Raw genomic sequence first — 16,058 nt, forward strand, 5'->3', positions numbered from 1 at the left:
GCCGACAAAAAAAGCCCGCAGGCCATGTGCCTGCGGGCTTTTGTTTTATATAAAAAATCGGTTCTAGCGCTTATCCATCAAGCGCTGACAGCTATCTTTTCAGGAGTATTCAACGGCGCCGCATCCACGGTCTCGATGATGCCGCCGCCCAGGCAGACCTCGCCGTCGTACAGCACGGCCGACTGGCCGGGGGTGACGGCCCATTGCGCGTCGGGGAACTCCAGGCCGAAGTGCCCGGCATCGCCCTGGGTGAGCGCGCAGGGCGCATCGGCCTGGCGGTAGCGCGTCTTGGCGGCATAGCGGCCCGGGGCGGGCGCGTGGCCGGCGCACCACGAGGCGTCCAGCGCCTGCAGCCGGTGCGACAGCAGCCAGGGGTGGTCGTGGCCCTGCACGGCGACGAGCTGGTTCTTCGCCATGTCCTTGCGCGCCACGAACCACGGCGCATGCTCGCCACCACCACGTGGCGCGCCCTTTTCCTTGACCCCGCCTATGCCCAGGCCCTGGCGCTGGCCCAGCGTGTAGAACGACAGGCCCTCGTGCCGGCCGATCTTGCGGCCGCGCTCGTCGACGATGGCGCCGGGCTCCTTGCTGATGTAGCGGTTCAGGAAGTCGCGGAACGGCCGCTCGCCGATGAAGCAGATACCGGTGGAATCCTTCTTCTTGGCGTTGGGCAGGCCGATCTCCTCGGCGATCTGGCGCACCTGGGTCTTCTTGAGTTCGCCCACCGGGAACAGCGACTTGGCCAGCTGCGCTTGGTTGAGCCGGTGCAGGAAGTAGCTCTGGTCCTTGGCCGGGTCGAGCCCCTTGAGCAGCTCGAACCGTCCCGTCGCGCCGTTCTGGCGCACGCGGGCGTAGTGGCCGGTGGCGATCTTCTCGGCGCCCAGGCGCATCGCGTGGTCGAGGAAGGCCTTGAACTTGATCTCGGCGTTGCACAGCACGTCGGGGTTGGGCGTGCGGCCGGCTTGGTACTCGCGCAGGAATTCGGCGAACACCCGGTCCTTGTAGTCGGCGGCAAAGTTCACGTGCTCGATCTCGATGCCGATCACGTCGGCCACGGCGGCGGCGTCCACGAAGTCGATGTTGGACGAGCAGTACTCGCTGTCGTCGTCGTCTTCCCAGTTCTTCATGAAGATGCCGACGACCTCATGCCCTTGTTGCTTGAGCAGGTGCGCGGTGACGGCCGAGTCCACCCCGCCGCTCAGTCCGACCACGATACGTTGTTTAGCCATGGCGCAATTATCGGCGGGGCGGCCTGGGCGCTGCAGCGCTGGGGCTATGCGGCCCGGGCGGCATGCGGCCATTTGTCGTTCATATAAAAGAACGATGAATCCAGTTTTTGGGTATTTATCAATCGTCGTTCCAAATCTACTATTCGTTTCAGGCGTTAAGCGCGAATCGTCGCCGCAGACGCCGGGTGCAGGCAGTGGCCTGCCATTGCTGAGCGAGGTATCCCCATGTCCAACAAGCCCTATGTCCGTCTCGACAAGAACAATGCCGCCGTGCTGCTGGTGGACCACCAGACCGGCCTGCTGTCGCTGGTGCGCGATATCGATCCGGACAAGTTCAAGAACAATGTGCTGGCGCTGGCCGACCTGGCCAAATACTTCCAGCTGCCCACCGTGCTCACGACCAGCTTCGAGGACGGCCCCAACGGCCCGCTGGTGCCCGAGCTGACCCAGACCTTCCCTGATGCGCCCTTCATTCCCCGCCCCGGCCAGATCAACGCCTGGGACAACGAGGACTTCGTCAAGGCCGTCAAGGCCACGGGCAAGAAGCAGCTCATCATCGCCGGCGTGGTGACCGAGGTCTGCGTGGCCTTCCCGGCGCTGTCGGCGCTGGCCGAGGGCTACGAGGTCTTCGTCGTGACCGACGCCTCGGGCACCTTCAACGAGATCACCCGCGACTCGGCCTGGCGCCGCATGGAGGCCGCCGGTGCCCAGCTGATGACCTGGTTCGGCGTGGCCTGCGAGCTGCACCGCGACTGGCGCAACGATGTGGAAGGCCTGGGCACGCTGTTCTCCAACCACATCCCTGACTACCGCAACCTGATGAACAGCTACAGCCGCGCCAGCAGCAAATAACAAGTCCTAGAACACGCCCAGCGCCAGCCCGGTGGCTAGCGCCTCGCCCAGCGCGCGGCAGGCCTCGAGGTCGGCGGCGGCGATGTGCTTTTCCGCCAGGATGGCCTCGGGCGTCTGCGCGTGGGTGCAGACGATCAGCGGCTCGGCGACGGCCTTGAGCCGCCAGCCGGTGGCGATGCGCTCGATCTGGCGCGCGGCGTTGTGGCCGTCGCTGCCGGCGCAGACCAGGCTGGCATAGGGCCGGCCGTTGATGCGGTCCAGCGCCGCGTAGTAGCTGCGGTCGAAGAAATCCTTCATCTGGCCACTGATGGCCGCCAGGTTCTCGGGCGTGGCAAAGAGATAGCCCTGCGCAGCCAGCACGTCGGCCGGCTGTGCCTGCGCCGCATGCAGCAGGCGCACCTGCACGCCGGGCTCGGCGGCGGCGCCGGCCTGCGCGGCCTCGGCCATCTGGCGCGTGCCGCCGGTCATCGAGTGGTAGACGATCAGCAGCGTGATCACGGCTGCTCGAAGACCGACGGGTGGGTATAGACCAGGCCGAGCGGAAAGCGCTGGCCGGCCAGGTAGTCGCCCAGCGACTGCAGCACCAGCGGGCTGCGCATGCGCCCGCTCTCGGCGCGGATCTCGTCGGCGGTGAGCCACACGGTGCGCACCACGCCGTCGTCCAGCGCCTGGCCCTGGTGCAGGCCGCCCAGCGTGCCGACGAAGGAAAAGCGCATGTAGGTGGTGTCGGCGCCGCTTCGGGTGCGCACGAAGCGGTTCATGTAGATGCCCAGCAGCTCGGTGGGCTGGAAGTCGTAGGCCGTCTCTTCGAGCACCTCGCGGGTGCAGGCCTGCACCAGCGATTCGCCGGGGTCGAGGTGGCCGGCCGGCATGTTCAGGCGCAGGCCGTCGGAGGTGTCTTCCTCGACGAGCAGGAAACGGCCATCGCGCTCGATGACGGCAGCCACGGTGACATTGGGTTTCCAGCGGTTGGGCATGGCGGGCATTATGGGGGATAGCGCAGAACACGCTCCGGAGCCCCCAAGCAGCGCTACGATAGCTGCATGAACACGCCATCCGCCTCCCCAGCCGCCCCGTCCGCCACCGCCATCTACGCCGAGCGCCGCGCGCGCGTGGCGCGGCAGCTGGGGGACGGCGGCTTCGCGATCATTCCCACGGCGCCCGAGCACCTGCGCAACCGCGACAGCGACTACCAGTTCCGCCACGACAGCTATTTCTACTACCTCACCGGTTTCACCGAGCCCAATGCCTGCCTGGTGATCGCGGCCGACGGCAAAAGCTCGCTGTTCTGCGCGCCCAAGGACCTGGAGCGCGAGATCTGGGACGGCTACCGCCTCGGCCCCGACGCGGCGGTGGCGGCGCTGGGCGTGGATGAGGCCTTCTCGTTCGCCGAGCTGGACCTGCGCCTGCCCAAGATGCTGGAGAACCGCAGCGTGGTCTGGTACCCGTTCGCCATCCACACCGGCTTCGAGGGCCGCGTGGCGCGCTGGCTCAACGTGGTGCGCGCGCGCAGCCGCTTCGGCGCGCTGGTGCCCGAGCAGCAGCGCGACCTGTGCGCCATCCTCGACGAGATGCGCCTGGTCAAGGACGCGCACGAGCAGGCCACCATCCGCCGTGCCTGCGCCATCAGCGCGCGCGCCCACGTGCTGGCGATGCAGCGCTCGGCCCGCATGCTGCGTGCCGGCGAGGACGTGCGCGAGTACCACCTCGATGCCGAGCTGCTGCACGCCTTCCGCGAGCACGGCTCGCAGTACACGGCCTACGGCTCCATCGTCGCGGCGGGCGCGAACGCCTGCGTGTTGCACTACCGCGCCGATGCCGCACCCATCAAGAGCGGCGAGCTGGTGCTGATCGACGCCGGCTGCGAGCTCGACGGCTACGCCAGCGACATCACCCGCACCTTCCCGGCGGGCGGCAAGTTCAGCGGCCCGCAGCGCGCGCTCTACGAGCTGGTGCTGGCCAGCCAGGACGCGGCCGTCGCCGTCACCCGGCCGGGCAAGCGCTTCAACGACCCGCACGACGCCACCGTGGCGGTGCTGGCGCAGGGCATGCTCGACCTGGGCCTGCTGGACAAGAACAAGGTCGGCGGCGTGCAGGACGTGATCGAGAACCGCAGCTACTTCCCGTTCTACATGCACCGCACCGGCCACTGGATGGGCATGGACGTGCACGACTGCGGCAGCTATGTCGAGCCGACGGAGCTGGGCCACATCAGCGAGCGGCGCGATCCGCTGTCGGGCGAGCTGATCCTGAACCGTCCGAGCCGCATCCTGCGCCCCGGCATGGTCACCACCGTCGAGCCCGGCATCTACGTGCGCCCGGCCGAGGGCGTGCCCGAGCAGTTCCACAACATCGGCATCCGCATCGAGGACGACGCCCTCATCACCGACGACGGCTGCGAGCTGATGACCCGCGGCGTGCCGGTACACCCCGACGAGATCGAGGCGCTGATGCGCGAAGGCGCCGCCGCGCCCTCGCTGTCGTAATCAAGCCGCACCCTGCGCGCCGGCATATCTGTTATTTGCTTCTGATTTAATAGCTTGTTGCGCGCGTGGTATATGGGTTTCGGTCGAATTTAAGGGGAAATACGCTGGCGCGCAGGCCTGTCGAATGAACCCCCGATGTAACCGGATTGGCAGCAGAATAGAAACTGAATTACAAGGCGCCGGCCGGTACTGCAGGCGCCAGCCCACCACCCGACCGAGACAAGCCATGAACGCACCGACCAAAATCCGCCGCGCCACCAAGATTGTTGCCACCCTGGGCCCCGCTTCGAGCGACCCGCAGATCCTGGAGGCGATGATCCGCGCCGGCGTCAACGTCGTGCGCCTGAACTTCAGCCACGGCAAGGCACAGGACCACGTGGACCGCGCCATGACGGTGCGCGCCGCCGCGCAGCGCGCCGGCCGTGAAGTGGCCATCATGGCCGACCTGCAGGGCCCCAAGATCCGCGTCGGCAAGTTCGCCGAAGGCAAGGTCATGCTGGAGCCGGGCGCGCGCTTCGTGCTCGATGCCAGCCGCACCGAGCCGGGCGACATCGACGGCGTGGGCCTCGACTACAAGGAGCTGCCGCGCGACGTGAAGCCCGGCGACGTGCTGCTGCTCAATGACGGCCTGATCGTGCTGACCGTGGACTCGGTGCTCGGCGAAGCCGTGCACACCACCGTCAAGCTGGGCGGCGAGCTGTCCAACAACAAGGGCATCAACAAGCAGGGCGGCGGCCTCACGGCCCCGGCGCTGACCGCCAAGGACATGGAAGACATCAAGACCGCGATGAGCTTCCAGGCCGACTACGTGGCCGTGAGCTTCCCCAAGAACGCCTCCGACATGGAAATGGCGCGCCAGCTGTGCCTGGTGGCCGCGGCCGAATACCGCCACCGCCCCGGCCTGATCGCCAAGATCGAGCGCGCCGAAGCCGTGCCCCGCCTCGAAGAGATCCTGCGCGTGTCCGACGGCATCATGGTCGCCCGCGGCGACCTGGCCGTGGAAGTGGGCCACGCCGCCGTGCCCGCGCTGCAGAAGAAGATGATCCGCATGGCGCGCGAGATGGACAAGGCCGTCATCACCGCCACGCAGATGATGGAATCGATGATCACCAACCCCGTGCCCACCCGCGCCGAGGTGAGCGACGTGGCCAACGCCGTGCTCGACGGCACCGACGCCGTGATGCTCAGCGCCGAGACGGCCGCCGGCAAGTTCCCGCTCGAGACCGTGCAGGAGATGGTCGCCATCTGCGCCGCCGCCGAAGCCGCCGCCGACTGGGACGTGGACACCGACTTCGTCGGCAAGACCTTCCAGCGCATCGACCAGAGCATCGCGCTGGGCGCGCTGTTCACCGCCACACACCTGGGCGCCAAGGCCCTGGTGGCGATGACGGACAGCGGCTCCACCGCGCTGTGGATGAGCCGCCACCGCACCCAGATCCCGATCTACGCGCTCACGCCCAAGATCGCCACCCAGCGTCGCATGGCCCTGTACCGCAACGTGCGCCCGCTGCTGATGGACACCAGCGCCGACCGCGACACCGCGCTGCTGCAGGCCGAAGCCCACCTGAAGAACCGCGACATCGTGCAAAGCGGCGACATCTACGCCATCACCTGCGGCGAACCCATGGGCTCGCCCGGCGGCACCAACATGATGAAGATCTGCCGCGTCGAGTAAGCGGGCCAGGGCCTGGTGCCCTATGAAAACAGGAGCTGCCAGCGCTCGCTGTGCCTTGGTTTTAGATATTTATCGATCTGAAAACCAGGTGCAGCAAGCGCTGGCAGCTCCTTTTTTGTTGTTGTGCGCCTCAGCGCCCGGCCGCCCGCTGCAGGCGCTGCACCAGCGAGTCGGTCAGCCAGCCGGCCAGCCAGCACAGCCAGGCCGTCCACAGCGTATGGCTCGTGTAGTGCGCGCCGCGCATCTGCTGCGCCAGGCCCAGCACTGCGCCCACGGTCAGCGCGGCCAGCAGCCACCAGCGCGCGGCGCGCGGCGCATCGCGGTACAGCGCGAAATACCCGCCCACGAAGGCAAAGCCCGTCGCGGCGTGGCCGGCGGGAAAGCAGTGGCCCGAGCCGCCGTCGCGCAGGCCCCAGCGCCAGTGCGATACCGGCTCCGCCAGGCCGCCGAAGGCCGCCATGTCCCAGGGGCAGCTCGTGCTGCTGCTGTGCTTGAGCAGGCCTACCAGCGCCAGCGCCGCCAGCACGCTGACCACGACCTGCACGCGGCGCGCCACCGGCAGCCGGCGCAGCACGCCGAACGGAAACCACACGCCTATGCTGAGCGCGAACGCCAGCGCCCAGCCCAGCCACTGCATGGCGTCGTGCATGTACAGGTCGAGAAAAGGGTTGTCGCGCAGCGCAAAGCCCTGGGCGCCGCCCCACCAGCGCGCCACGGCCAGGTCCAGGCTGCTCTGGTCCCACAGCAGCACCAGCGCGAACCCAGCCAGCGTGGCAGCCAGCCAGCGGCGGCCCGGTGCCTGGGCGGTGGGGGCGGCGGCGGGCAGGACGGAACTGGGCATGGGCGCATTGTGGGAGCAGCGCTTAAGGCGGGCTTAACGCCAGGTGCCCATGCCGCCCGCAGGCGTCAGCAGGAACGCTTCAGCGCAGCGGGATATCGCCCAGCCCCAGCAGGTTGCCATGGCGGTCGCGGATCTGCATGGCGTAGGCGCTGCGGTTGTTGGTCTGCTGCGTGAACCAGGTGCTCCAGACCTCGGTATCCGCACCTTCGCCGCGCCTCCAGTCGCAGGCGACGAAATTGCGATAAAACTGATGCGGCTGCCGCTGGCAGCGCACCGAGCCATCGCTGGTGCTGGCTGCATCGCCCAGGTCGCGGGTGAGGGTGAAGGTGTGGAGATAGGTACGGGATGCTGATTTGGGCCAGAAAAACGCCACCCACTCGCCCAGCAGACCGTGGTGGCTGGAGGTGTCGGGCTCCAGCGCCAGCCGCACGATGCGCCGCGGCGGCTCGCCGGGGAACTGGATCATGCCTTCGACACGGTTGGGCTCGTTGTTGAATTGCAGCTGCATGGTGCCCGTGCTGTCCGCCAGCGCGGCACTGGTTGCCGGCCCGCCGAAGTAGCGGCCCCCGGCATAGCGGTTCAGCGCCAGCGTGGATGCTTCGCCCGCATATTGGCTGCTGCCCGTGTAGGCGCCGCTGCCCATGTGAAAGCTGGCCCGCCCGTCGGGCAGGTAATTGAATACCTGGGCAATGGCCATGCCGTTCTGCACATCGAGGGCGATGCCCCGGCCCGGCTTGCCGGTCAGCTCGTCGGCCACGATCCAGGTGCCGTTGGAAGGGTTGATGGTGCGGTCTTTCGAGCAACTGCCCAAGGCATCCTGGGTGTAGACCTGCCCCGCGGGAGCGCACGAGGGGGCGCTGAATCCAGTGGTGTCCGCCGCCACGATGGCCATGCCCGTCAGCACGTAGTGCTGGCGAGCTTCGCCTGCCCGGGTAGAGACCACTCCCTGCACGTCGGCACCCACGATGCGCAGCGTGGCCGATTCGATCCAGGCGCTGCCGTCGGTCGGCAGGCTGTCTTCGCGGCCCCGGCAGGCATAGGTGTCGGGGGTGGACAGGGCGGTGCAGCCCAGTGCCTGCGGCTGCTCGTGCCCCAGATCGGAGCTTGTCCTTCCCGTCAGCCTCACTTGGCGCTCCGCCGAATTGCCGTCCATCACCAACTGCCAGGACTTTGCCACCTGTCCGGCCTCGTCCAGGCCCACTACGTTGAACTGGCGCCACCACGCGCCGCTGACATAGGCCGCGTCAAACGCCGGCCCCATGGCGACCAGGCGCTCCATCGCCACCGGCGCCTCGCCCGGAAACTGCACCGTGCCCTGCAGCCCGTTGGCAAAGCTCACGGTCACGCTGCCGGGCGAGCCATCTTCCACGGCCTCGCGGGCCTCGCCGCCGAACGAGCGCCCTCCGCGGTAGCGCACCAGCGGCGCCGTCATCGTATTTCCGTCCATCGGCCCCTGCGAGGCATGGAAGGTGGCATCGCCGTTCTGTTCATAGTTGAACACCTGCATGAAGAGCGTATTGCCCTGCACGTCGATGGCCAGGCCTCGGCCGGGCTTGCCGTCGAGCTCGCTGCTGACCACCCAGGTGCCCGGCTGGGGGGTGAAGTCGCGCGCGGCGAAGGCGGGCAGGGCGGTGCACAGGGACAGGGCGGCGAGGGTGGAGGAGACCAGGTTTTTCATGGCATGGCGAGGACGGGTTGGGAGGCACGCCCTGACTTCGGCGCGGGTGAATTTTTGTAAAGGGAATATATCACCGTCGATGATTCGATTGACTGCCTCATCCGTCGGGGCCTTGCCGCGGCGATGGCCGGTCGGCGCCGCTGCCGCAAGGCATCATGCACAATGCGCTGCATGCGAATACTGATGGTCGAAGACGACGCAGGCATTGCCGAGGGATTGCGCGCCAACCTGCGCCAGCACGGCCACGCGGTGGACTGGTGCGGCACGCTGGCCGCGGCCTGGAATGCCCTGACCACCGAGGGCTTCGACGCGGTGCTGCTCGACCTGGGCCTGCCTGACGGCGACGGCACCAGCCTGCTGCAGCGCCTGCGCAATGTGCCGGCGGACTCGACCCGGCCCGATCCGGCCACGCCGGTCATCATCCTCACCGCGCGCGATGGGGTGCATGACCGCATCGGCGGCCTGGACCTGGGCGCCGACGACTACCTGGCCAAGCCGTTCGATGCACAGGAGCTGCAGGCGCGGCTGCGGGCGCTGCTGCGCCGGGCGGCGGGGCGGGCCAATCCGCTGATCCAGTACCGCGAGCTGGTGGTCGATCCGGCGCTGCACCAGGTGCGCCTGGCGGGCCAGCCGGTGGAGCTGCCGCCGCGGGCCTTTACCATCCTGCTGATCCTGCTGGAGGCGCGGGGCCGCGTGCTGTCGCGCCAGCAGCTGGAGGAGCGCCTCTACAACTTCGACTCGCTGGTGGAAAGCAACGCGGTCGAGGTGCACATCCACCACCTGCGCAAGAAGCTGGGCGCGGACTACATCCACACCATGCGCGGCGTGGGCTACTTCATGCCGCAGGTGTAGCGCATGCCGGCACAGCACGTCGCCGCCAGCTGGCTGGGCCCTGCCCAGGGGCTGCCGCGCCTGCAGACGCGGCTGCTGCTGTGGATCCTGGCGTCGCTGGTGCTGGTCTGGGCCAGCTTCGTGTTCTGGGCCTACCAGGCCGGCGTGGAAGAGGCCGACGAGCTGACCGACGGCCACCTGGCCAGCGTGGCGGCGATGGTGCTGAATCTGCCGGTGCAGGCGGGCGCCGAGCTGCCGCCGACGCGCCGGGTCTCGGTGCCGGGGCTGCGCGCGCACGACTACCAGCAGTCCATGGACATCCAGATGTGGGATGCCGATGGCCGCTTGCTGCTGCACGTGGGCAATGCGCCGGTGGTAGCGTTCGGCGTCCAGCGCGAGGGCTTCTACGAGGCGGCGCTGGCCGGCGGCGAGGTCTGGCGCACCTTCACGCAGTGGGACGCGGAGCGCAGCCGCCGGGTGACGGTGCTGGTCGCGCTCAAGGAGCGCGACGACCTGGCGGAAGACATCGCCGGCCAGATGATCGTGCCCGGGCTGTGGCTGCTGCCGGTGGTCACGCTGGTGCTGGGGCTCACCATTCGCGCGGGCCTGCGGCCGCTGAACCAGCTCTCGGCCGACGTGGCGCAGCTCGATCTGGCCGAGGGCCAGCGCCTGCGGACCGGCAACGACTGGCAGGAGTTCCACGCGGTGACGCAGGCGATCAACACCCTGCTGGACCGCAGCGAGGCGGCGATGGAGCACGAGCGCAAGCTGGCCAACGAGGTTGCGCACGAGCTGCGCACGCCGCTGGCGGCCATCAGCCTGCATGCCCAGGCCCTGCAGGGCGAGCTGCCGGCCGAGGAGCAGGCGGCCGCGGCGCGGCGCATCCAGGCCGAGGCGCTGCGCGCCGGCCATGTGCTGCAGCAGATCCTGGCGCTGGCGCGGGCCGGGCGGGTGCAGATGACGCAGCAGGCCGCGCCCGTCGATCTGGCCCGGATGGCGCGCGACGTGGCCGCCGACTACGCCCAGGCGGCCTGGCAGCACGGCAGCAGCCTGTCGGTCGAGGTGCCCGAGACCCTGGTGGTCACCGGCCACGCGGTGCTGCTGGAGGTGGCGCTGCGCAACCTGGTGGAAAACGCGCTGCGCCATACGCCGCAGGGCACGCAGATCGAGGTGCAGGGCGGCCGCGAAACCGGTGACGGCGGTGAATGCTGGCTGCAGGTCTGCGACGACGGCGGGCGCGACGTCGGCAGTAAACCCCCCGAGCCGGTGGACAGCCTGCACCTGGGCCACGCCATCGTCGAGCGCGTGGCGCAGCTGCACCGGGGGCGGTTCGGCCCGCACGCGCCGCTGCCGCCGCATACCACCTGCTACCGTCTGGCATTGCCGCAGGCCTGAAATGGCACGCATGGTTAAAATAACGGGTTACCAAGCGGTTACCACACCGCGGCTCCTGTAGCTTCTTCGTGGCCCTGGCCCACGGCCTTGGCCCCTTCCCACTCTTTTCATAACGGACACTCCACCATGGCTCTCGTCTCGATGCGCGAATTGCTCGACCATGCCGCAGCCAACCACTACGGCATCCCCGCTTTCAACGTGAACAACCTGGAGCAGGTGCAGGCAGTGATGGCGGCCGCGGACGAAGTGGGCGCCCCGGTGATCCTGCAGGCCAGCGCCGGCGCGCGCAAGTACGCGGGCGAAAGCTTCATCAAGCACCTGATCCAGGCGGCCGTCGAGGCCTATCCCCACATCCCGCTGGTCATGCACCAGGACCACGGCACCTCGCCCGCCATCTGCCAGGGCGCGCTGAACCTGGGCTTCGGCTCGGTGATGATGGACGGCTCGCTGCGCGAGGACGGCAAGACCCCGGCCGACTTCGACTACAACGTCAAGGTCACGCGCGACGTGGTGGCCATGGCCCACCAGATCGGCGCCACCGTCGAAGGCGAGCTGGGCTGCCTGGGCTCGCTCGAGACCGGCATGGCCGGCGAGGAAGACGGCGTGGGCGCCGAAGGCGTGCTCGACCACTCCGCGCTGCTGACCGACCCCGAGGAAGCCGCCCAGTTCGTCAAGGCCACGCAGCTCGACGCGCTGGCGATCGCCATCGGCACCAGCCACGGCGCCTACAAGTTCAGCCGCAAGCCCACGGGCGACATCCTGTCGATCCAGCGCGTGAAGGAAATCCACGCCCGCCTGCCCAACACCCACTTGGTGATGCACGGCTCCTCGTCGGTGCCGCAGGACCTGCTGGCCATCATCAACCAGTTCGGCGGCAAGATGAAGGAAACCTACGGCGTGCCGGTGGAAGAGATCCAGGAAGCCATCAAGCACGGCGTGCGCAAGATCAACATCGACACCGACATCCGCCTGGCCATGACCGGCGCGGTGCGCAAGTTCCAGGCCGAGAACCCCGACAAGTTCGACATGCGCGAGTGGATGAAGCCCGCGCGCGAAGCGGCCCGCCTGATCTGCAAGCAGCGCTACCTGGAGTTCGGCTGCGAAGGCCAGGCTGCCAAGATCAAGGGCGTGCCGCTGGCCGACATGGCCCGCAAGTACGCAGCCGGCGAGCTGGCACAGCTTGTGCAATAAATTGGCCTTCAGCGCTTATCTGGTAAGCGCTGATAGCTATCAAAAATGAAGAAACCGCCCGCAGGGGCGGTTTTTTGTTGGCTGGCCACAATGGGCGTTTTGATGTCTGGCGAGAAGAAACCATGAGCACATCCACATCCCATGACTACGACCTCATCGTGATCGGCGGCGGCTCGGGCGGCGTGCGCGCCGCGCGCATGGCCGCGGGCCGCGGCGCGCGCGTGGCCCTGGTCGAGTCGGGCGCCATGGGCGGCACCTGCGTGAACGTGGGCTGCATCCCTAAGAAGCTCTACAGCTACGGCGCTGGCTACGCCGAGGCCTTTGCCGAGGCGCGCGGCTACGGCTGGCAGGTGCCCCAGGGGCTGGCGCTGGACTGGCCGGCGCTCAAGGCCGCGCGGGCGAAGGAGATCAGCCGCCTCAACGGCATCTACGAGGGCCTGATGAGCGGCGCGAAGGTGGACCGCCTAGCCGGCCACGGCGCGCTGGCCGATGCGCACACCGTGGTCGTCACCGCCAAGCCCAATGGCGAGATGAAGCAGCAGCGGCTCACGGCGCGGCACATCCTGATCGCCACCGGCGGGCGCCCCTGGGTGCCCGAGCTGCCGGGCCGCGAGCATGTGCTGGTGTCCGACGACCTGTTCGACCTGCCCGAGCTGCCGCGCTGCCTGGTGGTGGTGGGCGGCGGCTACATCGCCTGCGAGATGGCCAGCATCTTCCACGGCCTGGGCGTGCAGGTCACGCTGCTGTACCGCGGCGAACAGGTGCTGCGCGGCTTCGACCAGGAGGTGCGCGACTTCGCGGCCGAGGAGATGCGCAAGGCCGGCGTTGACATCCGCGTGGGCGCCGAGGTGGCCGGCATCGAGGCCGCAGGCGCCGAGCGCGTGGTGCGCCTGAAGGACGGCGCCGAGTTGCGCTGCGACGCGGTGCTCTACGCCACCGGCCGCAAGCCGAACGTCGAGGGCCTGGGCCTGGAGCAGGTGGGCGTGCGCCAGGACGGGCAGGGCGCCATCGTGGTGGATGGGCACTACGCCACCAATATCCCCAGCGTGCATGCGCTGGGCGACGTGGTCGGCCGCCTGGAGCTGACGCCGGTGGCGCTGGCCGAGGCCATGGCCTGGGTGGACCATGTGTTCGGCCCGCTGCCGGGCAAGGCGGCGCGCACGGTGGACTACGAGCTCATCCCCACGGCCGTCTTCACCCACCCGCCGATCGGCACCGTGGGCCTGTCCGAAGAGGCCGCGCGCGAGAAGCACGGCGCGGTGCGCATCTACCGCAGCGACTTCAAGCCGCTGCGCCACACGCTCAGCGGCAGCAGCGAGCGCACCCTGGTCAAGCTGGTGGTGGATGACGCCAGCGACCGCGTGCTGGGCCTGCACATGGTGGGCGCCGATGCCGGCGAGATCACCCAGGGCTTCGCGGTGGCGCTGCGCGCGGGCGCGACCAAGGCCCAGTTCGACGAAACCATCGGCATCCACCCGACCAGCGCCGAGGAGTTTGTTACCTTGCGGGAAGTGACGCGGCGCTGATTCCACCCGTATGATGCGGCGGATTTCAAAGAAAGAAAAAGCATGGATCCGCTGGTCTATCCGCGCGAAAAAACCCTGGGCACCCTCACGCTGGTGCTGGGCATCATCGTCTGGCTGCTGCTGGTCGTGGGCACGTTCGGCGTGGCGCTGCTCTATGTGCTGTTGGGCTTCATCGCCTACCTGTTCGCGCAGTCCGGCCTGATCGCCTGGCTGCGCGGCACGGGCGTGAAGCTGTCCGAAGACCAGCTGCCCGAGCTGTACCTGCAATACCTGCAGTGCTGCCAGAAGCTGGTCATCACCGACCCGCCCGAGGCCTATGTGCTGCAGGGCGACGGCATGATGAACGCCTTCGCCACGCGCTTCCTGGGGCGAAACTACGTCATCGTGCTGGCCGACACGCTGGATGCGCTGCGCGAGCTGCCCGACGGCATCAACTTCTATTTCGGCCACGAGCTGGGGCATATCCGCCGCGGCCACCTCACCGGCCACATCTGGCGCGCGCCGGTGCTGTGGCTGCCGCTGGTCGGCGCGGCCTACTCGCGCGCCAAGGAGTACACCTGCGACCTGCACGGCCGCGCCTGCTGCGAGCAGCCCGAGTCGGCGGCGCGCGCTCTGGCGGTGCTGGCCGCGGGGGCCGAGAAGTGGCAGCAGGTCAACCTCGCCACCTACGCGCGCCAGACCCTGGCCAACCGCGGCTTCTTCCCCGACTTCCACGAGCTGATCGGCGGCTACCCCTGGCTGACCAAGCGCGTGGTGCGCATGCTGAACCCTGACACCCGGATGCCGGGGCGCAACCCGTTTTCGTACCTGCTGGCGTTCTTCGTGCCCTATGGCGGGCGCGTGGGCGGCGGCGCGGCCGGCCTGCTCACGCTGCTGCTGGTGATCGCCGCCGTGGGCGCGCTGGCGGCCGTGGGCCTGCCCGAGCTGCAGCGCTACCAGGAGCGGACCCAGATGCTGCGCCTGTGGCACGAGGGCGCGGCGCTGCGCAGCGCGCTGGGCGACTACTACGAGCAGAAGCAGGAAGTGCCCGACAACCTGCCCAGCGCCGGCATCACGCTCGCGCAGGCGGGCCAGTGGGAGTACGACAGCGAGACCATGAGCCTGAATGTCCCTTTCGCCAAGGGCACGTTCGCGATGGTGCCTTCCGAGCAGGACGGCAAGGTCATCTGGCACTGCAGCGGCAGCGGCCCGGTGGCCAAGTCCCTGCCGGACGAGTGCCGCGAGGATGCTGACGAAGACCTGGACTAGGGAAACATTTCTTCACGATTGCCCGCAATGTCTGCGCAATGCCGGGCAACAATGCTTCGCTGCCGCCGCGCGCGGGCGCCTGCAGGCCCCGGCTTGCTATCATGGCGGCGGTTTTCCCCTCTTGCCCAGCGCCCCCGGCGCGGGCCTGCCCTACAGGATTGGTGTTTATGGTTTTTGCTGCCCGCAGGATGGCGGCGCTGCTGGCGCTGTCGTCCGCCGCCCTGGCGCTGGTGGCGTGCGCGCCGGTCACGCCCCAGACTTATTCCGTCGGCCGCACGCAGGTGTCGTTCGACGAGGCCCCGCAGATGGAGTGGCGCTACTGGGGCTCGGACAGCGATCTGATCCCCGTCGCCCCGCGCGATCTCTCGCGCGACGAGCCGCTGCAGGCCAAGGTCTGGCAGATGCGCACCTCGCTGGGCGAGCTGGTGGCCGTGATGGCCGTGCGCTCCAACGTCGATGACCTGAACCGCCAGCCCACGGTGTGGACGCAGGACTGCCCCAAGCAGCAGGGCGTGCTGGTCGAGCGCACCCAGGGCCTGAACGTGGGGCGCGTGGACTGCCTGCGCATCAAGCGCACGGCCAACAGCGAAGAGTGGCTGGCGCAGAACGATCCCCGGATGGCGGCGCGCCTGTCGGCGGCCGGCATCTATTTCGCGCGGCCCATGTCGCACGTGTCGTACCACTTCACCACCGGCAGCGGCGGCCTCATCGAGGTGCAGGTGCTGGCCGACCACCGCCTGGTGCGGCCCGAGACGCACAACAGCATCGATTTCTTCTCGGCCGGCCGGCCGCTGCTGACCTGGGCGCAGGACCTGTCGCAGGCGCTGCGCCAGAGCACCGGCTTCATGAACGGCGTGTTCAAGGTGCCGCCGTTCCCGTTCCCCATCGACGAAAAGCCCTACTACCAGACCAAGGCGGCCGAGGACGGCCAGGCGCCGAAACCGCAGGCGCAGGTGCGCATGCAGGCGGGCCAGCCGGTGCCGCCGCCGGCAGCCAAACCCTGAGGCGTGGCGGGCGCGATCCCAGGGTAATTCCAGAATCGCGAACGGCGCGGGGTGCGCACAATACCAGTTTTGCAGAATTTCATAGCGCCTCGCTCCGCGTGA

The 16,058-nt window shown here is 68.5% G+C and carries 14 protein-coding genes; 9 read left to right on the top strand and 5 right to left on the bottom strand.

The genetic code is table 11. The annotated features are described in order from the left end of the window. Window positions 1-77 precede the first annotated feature (77 nt). Window positions 78-1,229, bottom strand: a complete 1,152-nt coding sequence (gene mnmA / locus ACYVKR_RS21825) for an MnmA/TRMU family protein (protein WP_460483080.1) — start codon at window positions 1,227-1,229, stop codon at window positions 78-80. A gap of 225 nt (window positions 1,230-1,454) precedes the next feature. On the opposite strand from mnmA, the gene ycaC reads away from it, so the two are divergent. Then, entirely contained in the window at window positions 1,455-2,081 is a 627-nt protein-coding gene (gene ycaC, locus ACYVKR_RS21830; protein WP_460483081.1) for an isochorismate family cysteine hydrolase YcaC, read from the top strand. Between the two features lie 6 nt (window positions 2,082-2,087). On the opposite strand, the gene ACYVKR_RS21835 is transcribed toward ycaC, so the two are convergent. Both ACYVKR_RS21835 and ACYVKR_RS21840 read right to left on the bottom strand, forming a co-directional pair. Further along, entirely contained in the window at window positions 2,088-2,579 is a 492-nt protein-coding gene (locus ACYVKR_RS21835) for a flavodoxin family protein (RefSeq protein WP_460483082.1), read from the bottom strand. Next, window positions 2,576-3,067 carry an NUDIX hydrolase gene (locus ACYVKR_RS21840; RefSeq protein ID WP_460483083.1) on the bottom strand — a complete coding sequence of 164 codons (492 nt, stop codon included), beginning with the start codon at window positions 3,065-3,067 and terminating at the stop codon, window positions 2,576-2,578. Before ACYVKR_RS21840 ends, ACYVKR_RS21835 begins: the two co-directional genes overlap by 4 nt. A gap of 57 nt (window positions 3,068-3,124) precedes the next feature. On the opposite strand from ACYVKR_RS21840, the gene ACYVKR_RS21845 reads away from it, so the two are divergent. Beyond that, the gene (locus tag ACYVKR_RS21845; RefSeq protein ID WP_460483084.1) at window positions 3,125-4,567 is read left to right on the top strand and encodes a Xaa-Pro aminopeptidase; all 1,443 of its coding nucleotides are present in this window, start codon (window positions 3,125-3,127) and stop codon (window positions 4,565-4,567) included. A 226-nt stretch (window positions 4,568-4,793) separates the two neighbouring features. Then, window positions 4,794-6,242: a pyruvate kinase gene (gene pyk / locus ACYVKR_RS21850; RefSeq protein WP_460483085.1), complete on the top strand. Its 1,449-nt coding sequence runs from the start codon at window positions 4,794-4,796 to the stop codon at window positions 6,240-6,242. A 130-nt stretch (window positions 6,243-6,372) separates the two neighbouring features. Here pyk and ACYVKR_RS21855 read toward each other — a convergent pair whose 3' ends face one another. After that, window positions 6,373-7,083: a phosphatase PAP2 family protein gene (locus ACYVKR_RS21855; RefSeq protein ID WP_460483086.1), complete on the bottom strand. Its 711-nt coding sequence runs from the start codon at window positions 7,081-7,083 to the stop codon at window positions 6,373-6,375. A gap of 79 nt (window positions 7,084-7,162) precedes the next feature. Further along, the gene (locus ACYVKR_RS21860; protein WP_460483087.1) at window positions 7,163-8,761 is read right to left on the bottom strand and encodes a hypothetical protein; all 1,599 of its coding nucleotides are present in this window, start codon (window positions 8,759-8,761) and stop codon (window positions 7,163-7,165) included. A 171-nt stretch (window positions 8,762-8,932) separates the two neighbouring features. Between ACYVKR_RS21860 and ACYVKR_RS21865 the strand changes: the two genes are divergently transcribed. The 6 genes from ACYVKR_RS21865 (at window position 8,933) to ACYVKR_RS21890 (ending at window position 15,956) form a co-directional block, all read left to right on the top strand. Further along, complete coding sequence (locus ACYVKR_RS21865; RefSeq protein WP_460483088.1) at window positions 8,933-9,613, top strand: response regulator transcription factor; 681 nt, start codon at window positions 8,933-8,935, stop codon at window positions 9,611-9,613. 3 nt (window positions 9,614-9,616) lie between these two features. Next, entirely contained in the window at window positions 9,617-10,987 is a 1,371-nt protein-coding gene (locus ACYVKR_RS21870; protein WP_460483089.1) for a sensor histidine kinase family protein, read from the top strand. 126 nt (window positions 10,988-11,113) lie between these two features. Then, window positions 11,114-12,178, top strand: a complete 1,065-nt coding sequence (gene fba, locus ACYVKR_RS21875; protein ID WP_460483090.1) for a class II fructose-bisphosphate aldolase — start codon at window positions 11,114-11,116, stop codon at window positions 12,176-12,178. A 122-nt stretch (window positions 12,179-12,300) separates the two neighbouring features. Beyond that, entirely contained in the window at window positions 12,301-13,704 is a 1,404-nt protein-coding gene (gorA, locus tag ACYVKR_RS21880) for an NAD(P)/FAD-dependent oxidoreductase (protein WP_460483091.1), read from the top strand. 42 nt (window positions 13,705-13,746) lie between these two features. After that, window positions 13,747-14,952: a M48 family metalloprotease gene (locus tag ACYVKR_RS21885; RefSeq protein WP_460483092.1), complete on the top strand. Its 1,206-nt coding sequence runs from the start codon at window positions 13,747-13,749 to the stop codon at window positions 14,950-14,952. Between the two features lie 167 nt (window positions 14,953-15,119). Next, window positions 15,120-15,956: a hypothetical protein gene (locus ACYVKR_RS21890; RefSeq protein WP_460483093.1), complete on the top strand. Its 837-nt coding sequence runs from the start codon at window positions 15,120-15,122 to the stop codon at window positions 15,954-15,956. Window positions 15,957-16,058: the final 102 nt, after the last annotated feature.

The organism is Comamonas humi (genome assembly GCF_054782535.1).

Excerpts from the sequence above, each read along its gene's own strand:
- mnmA (WP_460483080.1), bottom strand. The coding sequence starts at position 1,229 with ATGGCTAAACAACGTATCGTGGTCGGACTGAGCGGCGGGGTGGACTCG.
- ycaC (WP_460483081.1), top strand. The coding sequence starts at position 1,455 with ATGTCCAACAAGCCCTATGTCCGTCTCGACAAGAACAATGCCGCCGTG.
- ACYVKR_RS21840 (WP_460483083.1), bottom strand. The coding sequence starts at position 3,067 with ATGCCCGCCATGCCCAACCGCTGGAAACCCAATGTCACCGTGGCTGCC.
- ACYVKR_RS21845 (WP_460483084.1), top strand. The coding sequence starts at position 3,125 with ATGAACACGCCATCCGCCTCCCCAGCCGCCCCGTCCGCCACCGCCATC.
- pyk (WP_460483085.1), top strand. The coding sequence starts at position 4,794 with ATGAACGCACCGACCAAAATCCGCCGCGCCACCAAGATTGTTGCCACC.
- ACYVKR_RS21855 (WP_460483086.1), bottom strand. The coding sequence starts at position 7,083 with ATGCCCAGTTCCGTCCTGCCCGCCGCCGCCCCCACCGCCCAGGCACCG.
- ACYVKR_RS21860 (WP_460483087.1), bottom strand. The coding sequence starts at position 8,761 with ATGAAAAACCTGGTCTCCTCCACCCTCGCCGCCCTGTCCCTGTGCACC.
- ACYVKR_RS21865 (WP_460483088.1), top strand. The coding sequence starts at position 8,933 with ATGCGAATACTGATGGTCGAAGACGACGCAGGCATTGCCGAGGGATTG.
- ACYVKR_RS21870 (WP_460483089.1), top strand. The coding sequence starts at position 9,617 with ATGCCGGCACAGCACGTCGCCGCCAGCTGGCTGGGCCCTGCCCAGGGG.
- fba (WP_460483090.1), top strand. The coding sequence starts at position 11,114 with ATGGCTCTCGTCTCGATGCGCGAATTGCTCGACCATGCCGCAGCCAAC.
- gorA (WP_460483091.1), top strand. The coding sequence starts at position 12,301 with ATGAGCACATCCACATCCCATGACTACGACCTCATCGTGATCGGCGGC.
- ACYVKR_RS21885 (WP_460483092.1), top strand. The coding sequence starts at position 13,747 with ATGGATCCGCTGGTCTATCCGCGCGAAAAAACCCTGGGCACCCTCACG.
- ACYVKR_RS21890 (WP_460483093.1), top strand. The coding sequence starts at position 15,120 with ATGGTTTTTGCTGCCCGCAGGATGGCGGCGCTGCTGGCGCTGTCGTCC.